The following is a 9946-nucleotide window of genomic DNA, read 5'->3' on the forward strand; positions in this document are numbered from 1 at the left end:
CCTCGCCAGTTCCACCGAGGTGCTGCGGCATCGTGACGTCGCCGCCCTGGACGCCGCCGAGCGCGCCCAGCTCCACCGGCTGCTGGCCGCGTTCGCACTGCGCGGCGAGACCCGCCGGTCGGCCCGGCGGCGGCCGGCGCGGCGCGGGGACGTCGATCCGCGCCGCACCGTGCGCGAGCTGCTGCGGCGCGGCGGGGAACCGGCCCGGCTGCGCCGGCACGCCCGCGTCGACCGGCCGCGCCGGGTGGTGCTGCTGGTGGACGTGAGCGGTTCGATGGCGCCGTACGCGGACGCGCTGCTGCGGTTCGCGCACGCGGCCGTGCGCGGGGGCCGTACGGAGGTGTTCACGATCGGCACCCGGCTGACCCGGGTGACCCGCGAACTGTCCCACCGCGACCCGGACCTGGCGATGGCGGCGGTCGCGGCGGCCGTGCCGGACTGGCGCGGCGGCACCCGCCTCGGTGAGCTGCTGCGCGAGTTCCTGAACCGCTGGGGGCAGCGGGGGATGGCGCGCGGCGCGGTCGTGGTGCTGCTCTCCGACGGCTGGGAGCGCGACGATCCCCGGCTGCTCGGTGCCCAGATGCGCCGGCTGCACGCGCTGGCACACCGGGTGGTCTGGGCCAACCCCCGCAAGGCGCGCCCCGGTTACGCACCGACGGCGGCGGGAATGGCGGCGGCCCTGCCGAGCGTGGACGCGTTCGTGGCGGGGCACAGCCTGGCAGCGCTGGAGCGGCTCGCGGTGGTGGTGCGCGGGGCGCGGACCGGCACGGTGGCGGGGGTGGAGCGTTGATTCCCGGATGGACAAGGAGCAAGTGATGGAGCTGCACCACGAGTTCACCGTTCCGGTGCCGGTCGAGGAGGCGTGGCCCGTGCTGCTGGACATCGAGCGGGTCGCGCCGTGTCTGCCGGGCGCGGTGGTGGAGGAGTACGACGGCAGAACCGTGACCGGCTCGGTGAAGGTCAAGGTCGGCCCGGTCACGGTGACTTACCGAGGCACCGCGGTGTTCGAGGAGCAGGACGCGGCCGCGCACCGGATGGTGCTGGTGGCGAACGGCCGGGAGACGCGCGGGCAGGGCACGGCCCGCGCGACGGTCACCGGCACGCTGAGCGAGCGGGACGGCGGTACGGCGGTGTCGGTGCGCACCGATCTCACGGTGACCGGACGTCCGGCGCAGTTCGGGCGCGGGGTGCTGGCGGAGGTGGGCGACCGGCTGGTGGGCCGGTTCGCCGACTGTCTGGCAGCGCGGCTGGCCGAGCGGCCGGAGCCGGCCGAGGAGGCGGCGTCCGCACCGCCGCGGGCCGAGCCCCGTACCGCGGAGGAACCGCCGCCGCTCGACCTCCTGCGCACCGCGGGCGGGCCGGTGGCCAGGCGTGCGGCGCCGGTGGTGGCCGCCGTCGCGGCGCTGGTGCTGGTGGTGCTGCGGCTGCGCCGGCGAGGGAAGGGCCGCAAGCGGCGCCGGTGAGTCCGGGCGGGGGCCGTCCCGGCGCTACTCGGGGTCCCCGGCCACCCTGGCGTGCAGGTGCTGGTCGTGCCAGCCGTCGGCGTGCAGCAGGGCGCCGCGCATGGTGCCCTCGAAGGCGAAGCCGGCCTTCTCGGCGACCCGGCAGGAGGCGGCGTTGGCGGTGGAGTGGCACAGCCGGACCCGGTGCAGGCCGAGGTCGTGCAGGGCCCAGTGGGTGAGCCGCCGGGTCGCGGTGACGGCGAGGCCGGCGCCGCGGGCCTCGGGGAGCAGCCAGTAGACGAGTTCGGCGGCGCCGCCCGCGAGGTCGACGCCGTTGAGCCCGATCAGCCCGATCGGGGGGCCGCCGGTCCTGGCGACGGCCCAGACGGCACCGGACTCGGCCCGCCACCGCTCGCGCATCCGGGCGATCCGCCGCCGGGCGTCGTCCTCGTCGGCCACGGCGAGCAGGTTCCACTGCCGGATCGCCGGGTCCTGCGCGGCGGCGAGCAGCGCGGTGGCGTCGGCGGGGCGCCAGGGCCGCAGTTCCATGCCGTCCGCGAGGCCGAGGACGGGCTGGTCGCCGCCGGCCATGCGGCCCGGCGGCACGGCGTCGGGTATCCCGGTGCGGGTGATCATCCGGTGATGATCGCACGGTGGTGTCAGCGCGGTGGCAGCCGGTGCAGTGTCACCTCGGTGAGCGCTCCGTCGTGCGCCTCGGCCGTCAGATAGGTGCGGTAGGGCTCGCGGCGGCGGTCGGTCGGGGAGCCCGGGTTGAGCAGCCGCAGCCCGCCGGGGGCGGTGCTGTCCCAGGGGATGTGGCTGTGCCCGAAGACCAGCACGTCGAGGTCGGGGAACCGCGCGGCGCAACGGGCCTCGCGCCCCTGGGCGGGCCCGGTCTCGTGCACGACCCCGAAGCGCAGCCCGGCCAGCTCGGCGTACGCCACCTCGGGCAGCCGGGCCCGCAGTTCCGGCCCGTCGTTGTTGCCGTACACCCCGATCAGCCGCCGGCTGCGGTCCTCCAGCAGGTCGAGCGTGGCGGTGTCCACCCAGTCCCCGGCATGGAAGACGACGTCGGCGCGCGGGAGTTCGGCCAGCAGTTCGCCGGGGAGTTGCTTGGCGCGCTTGGGCAGGTGCGTGTCGGACATCAGCAGGAGGCGCATCGGCCCAGCCTAGGGCGCCGGACGCACCCCGCCGACGGACACTACCGAAAGCGCACATCTGCAATTCAAGCCGGACATTTGACGACATGGCGCACCTCACACCCCATTTAGTTAAGCGTTCAACCAAAGCGGGGGGTGGCGACCCTCCCGGGCGGCGAGCCGACCGCCGTCGTGTCGCACTCCGCGCGGTACGGCACCGCCCTCGACCGGGAGCGCCACGACCGGAACGACCACCAGGACCGGAGCGACCACCGCTTCCGGAACACCCGGGACGACATCCGCCACCGGAACATCCAGGACGAGCGGAACGACCACCGGCACCGGGGCGAGGATCGCACCCGTCACTTCGGCCGGCTCTCCTGGGGGCACGACCGGGACGGGCACCGCTACCAGGTCCGGGAGGACGAGGGGCGTTCGTACCGCTGGGAGGGTAGCGACGGGCACCGGACCGCGGCCGGCATCGGCGACCACCACGAGCGGTCGTTCTCCCGTTCCTGACGCCGACCCCGTCAGGCAGCGGCCCCGCACCCGGCACGCGGTGCGGTGACTCCCGGGCCGGCCGGACGGACCGGGGGCCGCCGGACCCGATGGGTCCCGGTGGCCACCGGGATGCGCCGACGGAGCCGCATCCCGCCCCGGGGGCGCTGTCGTCGGTCGCCACATGAGCGGCGGCGACCGGCCGGACGGCAGCGCCCCCACGGGCCCGGGCCCCGGCCCGCTCGGAGCACGCGCAGGCCGCCGTGGCCCCTGGGCGTCAGTGGAACCGGGTGGTGTACAGGCGGGCCTTGTAGATCTGGGCGCCGGCGCGCGTGCGGTCACCTCCCGCGGAGAAGTGCACGGTGGGCCCGCCCCAGACGGAGTCGTCCTCATCGGAGTCGGTGGTCCACATGCTCTGCCCGCCTTCGTGGCGCACGTAGGACTTGGGGTACGGCAGCGACAGCAGCGTGGTGAGCGCGCGCGTCTTCTTGTCCAGCGAGTAGATGTGGTGGCTGTCGGCGACCAGCAGGGTGCCGGGCCGGCCGTAGTCGGGCTGGAGGTCGTGGCCGTTGCCGGCGATGGTGATGTCCGGCCCCTGCTTGACCAGCCGGGCGGCGCGCATGGTCCCGGTGACGCGGTAACTGCGCACGACGGTGCCGCCGGTCACCCACAGCAGTCCGTTCTGGTCGTCCCACAGCACGGCGTGGGCCTTGGTGAACTCCAGCGTCTGCACCTCCTTCAGGGTGGCCGGGTCGCTGCTGGACGGCCCGAAGACGTGCAGCCGGTCCCGTGAGCCGGCGACCACGACGGTGCCGGTTCCGGGCACGCGCTCGACGCAGTGCGGGTAGCTGGTGATGCGCGCCGACCACAACGCGTCGGCGCGGGTGAGATGTGCCTTGCCGGTCACGTCGACGATCGCGGCCCGGCCCTCGCCGGGTCTGCCGAAGGTCATCAGCGCGATCATGCCGTAGCGCTGGGTGTCCCTGAAACGGATCTCGAACGGGTGGTCCCAGCCGGGCGCGTTGCCCGTGCTGAAGCTCCACCGGACATTGGCGTCGGTCCACTGGTCGGTCCGGTCGAAGAGCAGGATCCGCCCGGTGTGCTGCTCGGTGATCGCCACCTTGTAGGCCCCCGGCGCGGCGGCGGCCGACATGTCGGCAGGGGTGTCCATCTGATCGTCCTCCTGGTCGGTGACGGTGAACTGAGGGCCGCGGGCGCCGGACCGGAAGGCACCCCCCGGTCGGTGGGCTTCCGGTCCGGCCGTCAGCGGGTCAGAAGGAACCGGCGTTCAGGGCCGTCTGGAGCGCGCGGCTGGTCGCCGCGTCCCATTCGCCGCCGGCGGGCACGGCCAGGTGGTTCTGGAGGGCGGTGACCGTCTTGGGGCCCACGATGCCGTCCGCCGTCACCTTCAGGTACTTCTGGAGGGCGGTCACGGTGAGCGGTCCGAAGGCTCCGTCCACTTCCAGTCCCGCCTGCTCCCGGCTGTTGAGCGTGCGCTGGAGCGCCGCGCAGGTGGCCGGTCCGAACACCCCGTCGACCACCAGCGTGCCGGGGGCGGCGACGAGGGCCCGGGGCCGGATCGGCGCCTGTTTGCCGGCCAGCGCGGCCTTCATCATCGCCGCGGACTGCGGGCCGTACTCGCCGTCCACGGGCAGGTGGTGGCCGGCCTGGAAGGTCCTGACCGCCTTCTGCGTGGCCGGCCCGAACTCGCCGTCCACGGTGAGCCCGGCCTTCTGCACGGTGTTCAGGTTCTTCTGGAGGGTGCTGACGGCCTTGCCCTTCGAACCCACGCGCAGGATGCCGTCACCGGACGGCATCGGCGCGCTGCCCCCCTGGTACGCGGGGCGGCCGTAGCCCACGACGCAGGCGGAGCCGCGCCGCCTGCGGCGGAAGGCGTCGGAGGTGTTGCCCTCCAGGGTGGTGATGGTGCGGTTGGAGTGCACCGCTTCGACGATGCCGACGTGGTCGATGGCACCGATGGAGCGGGAGCCGGACCAGTCGAAGAACACGATGTCGCCGGGCCGGATCCCGCCGATGCCGTAGTGCCAGCGGCCCTTTTTCTGGAAGGCACGGGCGTGGGCGGTGGTGAGGGCGTACTTGCCGCCGGTCGCGGACAGGTTGTCGGAGTGGGCGGCCGCGTAGCTGACCGCCATGTCGCACCACGGGCCGGTGAAGCCGTACCACTTGGTGACCGCGTTGCGGTTGGAGCCGGGCGGGTGCTCGGTGGTGCCCAGCAGCGAGCGTGCGGCGGCGAGCATGCCTTGGACGGTGCCCATGTCAGAACTCCATGTCCTCGGGAAGGGCCGGTATGTCTCCGGTCACCGCGTCGTCGGGGTTCTGGCTGACGCCGGTCTGGTCGGGGTCGACGTCGAAGACCCCCGCGCCGCCGACCGGGTAGGGCGGGGTCTCCACGGGCTCGGTCATGGGTGTTCCTCCATGGGTGGGATGTGCGGGTGCACGCGGGTGCCGGACGGCCGGGCATGCGCACGGCAGGCGTTGCCGCCCGGCGAGAGAACAGCCGGCCGACGACCGCCGGACGCGCTGTCCGGCGTCGGCCGGGCACCAGGATTTCGCCGATGCCGTGCCCGATCGACCAGATTCGGACCACGCCGAATAGCGGGCAAACGGCCTCAACGCCCCGGGGACGCCCAAAGCGGCCGCCGCTCCTCGGGGTTCGGGTGCCGGTACCGCCGTGTCAGCCCGCCGCCGCCCCCCACAGCTCCACCGCGGCGGCAGTGGGGCTGTGGGAGACGGCGGCACCCCGCCGGGTCGTACGGATCAGCCCGGCCTCGCGCAGCACGGTGGCGTGCTCGCTCGCGCTGGCCGGGGCGATCCCCGCCGCGTGCGCCAGCTCCTTGGTGGAGCAGCCGGGGCGCTCGATGACGGCGTGCAGCACGGCGGCCCTGGTGGTGCCGAGGACCGGGCCGAGGGAGCCCACCCCGGCGGGACGCCACGGCGGTTCTTCCGGAGTCAGTGCCGCGGCCAGCCCCCGCGGGCCGCCGGCCGGATAGAGCAGGAAGGGCTGCGGTTCGGCGTGGGGGCCGACGACCGGGGAGTCGCTCCCGAACACCGAAGGGACCAGCAGCAGACCGCGCCCGGCGAGATGCAGATCGCCGTCCACGCCGGAGGGCATCGCGACCTCCAGGACGGGAGACTCCCAGCGCATCCAGCGCGGATTGAGCCGGCCGAGCACGTCTCCCAGCCCGCCGCTCACCACCTGCCGGGCCCTGGTCGCGGTGTCCGCCTCGGTGACGGCGGTGATCTCGCTCCAGTGCGGGCGCAGCAGCCGGTCGTGCACGTGCTGGAGGCTGTCGCACAGCTGCGACAGCCGGTCCGGATCGTCGGCCAGCTGCCGGGTCCAGGCCGGCAGGCTCCGGTGGACGGCGACGTCCTCCAGATCGGAGCGGATGCGGGACCGCGGCACCGCGCGCACCCGGTCCATCAGCTCGTCGGCCGTGCCGGTGCCGGGCGGTGCCAGGAATCCGGGCATGATCCCCGAGCGGGGGACCAGATCCAGCACCATCCGCGCCTCCGGGCGCAGCCGCCGCGCCACGTCCCGGCGCCAGGCCGAGAGCCGCACCGGATGGTCCGCGTACTTCAGCTTCCTTACGGCCAGCACCAGTTCGCACAGCGGATTCGGCTGGGCGGCGATCCTTGTACGCGCGAGGTCCTCGACAGTGAAATGAACACGGAACGGCACACATCCCCCCGATGGCACACAGAGGGCAGCATTCTCATCCGCGCGGACGACGGTGCACAGATCACTTCCGGGCAATCCCGCACCGAACGGCGCGGGGTGCGCGCGTCGGCCGGCACGGGCCGCCGCCCCACGGGGACGGCGGCCTGCCGCGATGTGACCACCGTGACCGCCGGCCGGATCCACGACGGCCCGACGAAGACCTACCGGCCGGCCAATTCGGCCTTGAGCCAGTGGGTGACCTCCCCGGTGACCGGGTCGGCGATGTCGGCGAACTCCTCGTGCTTGCCGAGGAACTTGGCGACATAGGGGCAGACGGGCACGACGCGCTTGCCGCTCGCGCGCACATCGGTCAGCGCGTGCTCGACGAGGACGCGGGCCAGCCCCTGACCGGCGTAGGCGTCGCCGATCTCCGTGTGGAAAAAGACGCGTTGCGTCTCGCCCCGGTCGCGGTACTCGGTGAAGCCCGCGAGCTCGCCGTGGACCAGGATCTCGTAGCGGTGCCGTTCGTCGGCACGCTCGACGACGGGGTGGGAAGGCCTGCTCATCGCGTCTTCTCGCTTCCTTCGGGGTGGGAGTGCGGCGGATTGCCGCGCGGGGTGAGTGAGGCGTTGGGCAGCGGCGGGGCCATGAGGCGGTCGGCGGGACAGCCGTCCACGCTCCCGAACCGGTCGGACGCGTTCTGCCACTCCTCCCGGGCCCGCACGATGTCGTCGTGGCTGCGGCCGATGAAGTTCCACCACATCACGATCTGTTCACCGAAGGGCGTTCCGCCGAGCAGCACCGTACGAGCCGGGGTGTCCCCCGTGTTCTCCAGGCGCAGCGTGTGCGATCCGGGGGCCAGATAACCGAGTTCGGCCCGGCGCAGGGGCGTGTCCGCCATGCGCACGTCCCCTTGGTCGACGAGCAGCCCGTGCTCGAAGCGGGGATCGATCTCCAGGGTGACGTCCGCGTGCGCGTCCAGGGTGATTTCGGCGCCGAGGAGCGGGCTGAAGGTGGGGACGGGCGAGGTGTCACCGGCGAGGGTGCCGAGGAAGACCCTGGCCTCTCCCCCGTCCAGGGCGACGGGGGTCGGGACGTGGTGCCGGAAGTCGCGGGGGGCGTCGCGGTGCTCCTCGGGGAGCGCCACCCACAGTTGCACGCCGTGCAGGACGGAGGTCCGCCGGGTGGAGACCTCCGAGTGGCTGATCCCGTGGCCGCCGGTCATCAGGTTCAGCTCGCCGGGCCGGACCAGCGCGTGGGTGCCGAGGCTGTCGCGGTGCTCGATCTCGCCGCTGAACAGCCAGCTGACGGTCTGGAGTCCGGTGTGCGGGTGCGGGGGGACCATCATCCCGCCCGAGACGGCGACATCGTCGGGCCCGTAATGGTCGGCGAAGCACCAGGCGCCGATCAGGGTCCGGCCGCGCTGGGGCAGCGTGCGCCGCACCGTCATCGCCCGCGGACCCCCCCAGGGGGACGTCCCTCGCGGACAGGACCTCCACCCGCCGCTCGCCCGGCCCGGGCACCGCGTCCGACGGCGTTCCGCAGCGCAGTTCGGGAGGCCGGGTCTCGATGTTGCTCACAACGCCACCCCTCATGATTGTTTCTATTTCAACTATCATGCCACAGGCGGGGCCCGTACGGTCGGCGAACGCCGTGCACTCGGCCCGCGGCAGCAACCCCTTCCCGAGGAGACGACATGCTCGAAGCAGCGCCCGCGACCACCGGCCGGCGTGTCCACATAGACAAACAGACTCCCCGGGCCTACCGCGCCCTGGTCTCGGCCGCCGAGGCGGTGCGCACGGCCGCCGCGGAATGCGGGCTGGACCGCAGGCTGGTGGAACTGGTGAACCTCCGGGTGTCCCAGCTCAACGGTTGCGCCTACTGCCTCAAAGTGCACACCGCGGCGGCACTGCGGGCCGGCGAGACCGCGCAGCGGCTGGGCGTGCTCGCCGCGTGGCGGGACACCGAGCTCTTCACGCCGGGGGAACGGGCGGCGCTCGCGCTCGCGGAGTCGGTGACCCACCCGGCGGACGCCGCCGCGCAGGAGGGGGCCTACGCGCTCGCCCGCGAGACCCTGAACGACGACGAGATCTCCGCGGTGATCTGGGTCGCCATCGCCATCAACTCCTTCAACCGCGTCTCCATCCTGAGCAAGCACCCGGTGCGCGACGACCCGAGCTGATCCCGGACGACCCGGGCCGCGGCCCGCCCGGCCGGTGGCGCCGCTCCCGGCCGCCCGGTCAGCGCGCGCCCACGTGGTCCAGGTCATACAGCAGCCTCTCCACGTCCGTCATGAGCGAGCCGTAGACGTGCCAGGCGCCGGGCCTGGTGAGGGCGATCCGACCCGGAGGCCCCACCTGTTGAATGTTGTACCAATGCCGGATAATGGTTTAGCGTTCAACCATGCGCCATCCGCGCACGTCCCGCGCCCAGTGGGACGCACTGCCGAACGAAAGCCACCCAGCACCATGGGCTTTTTCCGTCGCAACACCGAAACGGAGACTTCTCCCGTGACTTCCCCCGTCAAGCTCGCGGTCATCTACTACTCCTCCACCGGCTTCAGCGCCGAGATCGCCAAGGAGATCAGCAGCGCCGCGGAGAAGGCGGGCGCAGAGGTGCGCCTGCTGAAGACCGCCGAACTGGCTCCCGAGGCCGCCATCGCCTCCAACGACGCGTGGGCGGCGCACGCCGCGGCCAGCGCCGGCATCCCGGTCGCCACCCCCGCCGACGTCGAGTGGGCGGACGCCGTGATCTTCGGCTCGCCGACCCGCTTCGGCAACATCTCCTCGCAGCTCAAGCAGTTCATCGACACGCTCGGCGGCCTGTGGGCGCAGGGCAAGCTCGCCAACAAGGTCTACAGCGGCTTCGCGACCAGCGCCACCGCGCACGGCGGCCAGGAGTCCACCATCCTCGCGCTGTACAACTCCATCCACCACTTCGGCGGCCTCATCGTCTCCCCGGGCTACACCGACCCGGTGAAGTTCGTCGACGGCAACCCCTACGGCACCTCCCACGTCGACGCCCAGGGCAACAACCCCGTGGGCGAGCAGACCCGTGACTCGGCCCGTCACCAGGCCGAGCGTGTGGTGCAGATCGCCGCCGCGCTCAAGGCCGGCCTCGCCGCCTGACCCGAGAACCCGCGCCGCACCCCGGCCGGGCCGCCGGACGAACGACTCGCTCCCGCGCGG

At 73.3% G+C, this 9946-nt stretch carries 12 protein-coding genes and 1 pseudogene; 5 read left to right on the top strand and 8 right to left on the bottom strand.

Annotated elements, in window-relative coordinates:
- The coding region (locus FRZ03_RS06910; RefSeq protein ID WP_146464280.1) for a vWA domain-containing protein at positions 1-790 on the top strand (790 nt) is incomplete at its 5' end.
- A gap of 25 nt (positions 791-815) precedes the next feature.
- Positions 816-1463: an SRPBCC family protein gene (locus FRZ03_RS06915; RefSeq protein ID WP_146464281.1), complete on the top strand. Its 648-nt coding sequence runs from the start codon at positions 816-818 to the stop codon at positions 1461-1463.
- A gap of 24 nt (positions 1464-1487) precedes the next feature.
- On the opposite strand, the gene FRZ03_RS06920 is transcribed toward FRZ03_RS06915, so the two are convergent.
- Together FRZ03_RS06920 and FRZ03_RS06925 are read right to left on the bottom strand one after the other, a co-directional pair.
- A complete protein-coding gene (locus FRZ03_RS06920) occupies positions 1488-2078 on the bottom strand; it encodes a GNAT family N-acetyltransferase (protein ID WP_146464249.1) in 591 nt (196 codons plus the stop codon).
- Positions 2079-2101: 23 nt separating this feature from the next.
- The gene (locus FRZ03_RS06925; protein WP_146464250.1) at positions 2102-2602 is read right to left on the bottom strand and encodes a metallophosphoesterase family protein; all 501 of its coding nucleotides are present in this window, start codon (positions 2600-2602) and stop codon (positions 2102-2104) included.
- Between the two features lie 135 nt (positions 2603-2737).
- Here FRZ03_RS06925 and FRZ03_RS06930 point away from each other — a divergent pair, with 135 nt between their 5' ends.
- The gene (locus tag FRZ03_RS06930; protein ID WP_146464251.1) at positions 2738-3100 is read left to right on the top strand and encodes a hypothetical protein; all 363 of its coding nucleotides are present in this window, start codon (positions 2738-2740) and stop codon (positions 3098-3100) included.
- A 256-nt stretch (positions 3101-3356) separates the two neighbouring features.
- Here the strand turns inward: FRZ03_RS06930 and FRZ03_RS06935 are convergent, their stop codons facing one another.
- The 6 genes and pseudogenes from FRZ03_RS06935 to FRZ03_RS06955 form a co-directional block, all read right to left on the bottom strand.
- Positions 3357-4250 (bottom strand): hypothetical protein, encoded by an 894-nt coding sequence (locus FRZ03_RS06935; RefSeq protein WP_146464252.1) that lies wholly within the window; start codon positions 4248-4250, stop codon positions 3357-3359.
- A 100-nt stretch (positions 4251-4350) separates the two neighbouring features.
- Complete coding sequence (locus tag FRZ03_RS06940; protein ID WP_146464253.1) at positions 4351-5355, bottom strand: peptidoglycan-binding protein; 1005 nt, start codon at positions 5353-5355, stop codon at positions 4351-4353.
- 1 nt (position 5356) lies between these two features.
- Positions 5357-5503, bottom strand: a complete 147-nt coding sequence (locus tag FRZ03_RS38865) for a hypothetical protein (RefSeq protein WP_186785287.1) — start codon at positions 5501-5503, stop codon at positions 5357-5359.
- Positions 5504-5774: 271 nt separating this feature from the next.
- Positions 5775-6779: an ArsR/SmtB family transcription factor gene (locus FRZ03_RS06945; RefSeq protein ID WP_146464254.1), complete on the bottom strand. Its 1005-nt coding sequence runs from the start codon at positions 6777-6779 to the stop codon at positions 5775-5777.
- 200 nt (positions 6780-6979) lie between these two features.
- The gene (locus FRZ03_RS06950) at positions 6980-7324 is read right to left on the bottom strand and encodes a GNAT family N-acetyltransferase (protein WP_146464255.1); all 345 of its coding nucleotides are present in this window, start codon (positions 7322-7324) and stop codon (positions 6980-6982) included.
- Positions 7321-8338, bottom strand: a pseudogene (locus FRZ03_RS06955) (pirin family protein). Before FRZ03_RS06955 ends, FRZ03_RS06950 begins: the two are co-directional and overlap by 4 nt.
- Before the next feature lie 116 nt (positions 8339-8454).
- Here FRZ03_RS06955 and FRZ03_RS06960 point away from each other — a divergent pair.
- Together FRZ03_RS06960 and wrbA are read left to right on the top strand one after the other, a co-directional pair.
- Positions 8455-8940, top strand: a complete 486-nt coding sequence (locus tag FRZ03_RS06960; protein WP_146464256.1) for a carboxymuconolactone decarboxylase family protein — start codon at positions 8455-8457, stop codon at positions 8938-8940.
- A 328-nt stretch (positions 8941-9268) separates the two neighbouring features.
- Entirely contained in the window at positions 9269-9886 is a 618-nt protein-coding gene (gene wrbA, locus FRZ03_RS06965; protein WP_146464257.1) for an NAD(P)H:quinone oxidoreductase, read from the top strand.
- Positions 9887-9946 lie beyond the last annotated feature (60 nt).

The organism is Streptomyces misionensis, assembly GCF_007896895.1.
Taxonomy (GTDB): Bacteria; Actinomycetota; Actinomycetes; order Streptomycetales; family Streptomycetaceae; genus Streptomyces; species Streptomyces misionensis_A.

Coding starts and splice junctions, on each gene's coding strand:
- FRZ03_RS06915 (WP_146464281.1), top strand. CDS start 816: ATGGAGCTGCACCACGAGTTCACCGTTCCGGTGCCGGTCGAGGAGGCG.
- FRZ03_RS06960 (WP_146464256.1), top strand. CDS start 8,455: ATGCTCGAAGCAGCGCCCGCGACCACCGGCCGGCGTGTCCACATAGAC.
- FRZ03_RS06920 (WP_146464249.1), bottom strand. CDS start 2,078: ATGATCACCCGCACCGGGATACCCGACGCCGTGCCGCCGGGCCGCATG.
- FRZ03_RS06940 (WP_146464253.1), bottom strand. CDS start 5,355: ATGGGCACCGTCCAAGGCATGCTCGCCGCCGCACGCTCGCTGCTGGGC.
- FRZ03_RS06950 (WP_146464255.1), bottom strand. CDS start 7,324: ATGAGCAGGCCTTCCCACCCCGTCGTCGAGCGTGCCGACGAACGGCAC.
- FRZ03_RS38865 (WP_186785287.1), bottom strand. CDS start 5,503: ATGACCGAGCCCGTGGAGACCCCGCCCTACCCGGTCGGCGGCGCGGGG.
- FRZ03_RS06935 (WP_146464252.1), bottom strand. CDS start 4,250: ATGGACACCCCTGCCGACATGTCGGCCGCCGCCGCGCCGGGGGCCTAC.
- FRZ03_RS06925 (WP_146464250.1), bottom strand. CDS start 2,602: ATGCGCCTCCTGCTGATGTCCGACACGCACCTGCCCAAGCGCGCCAAG.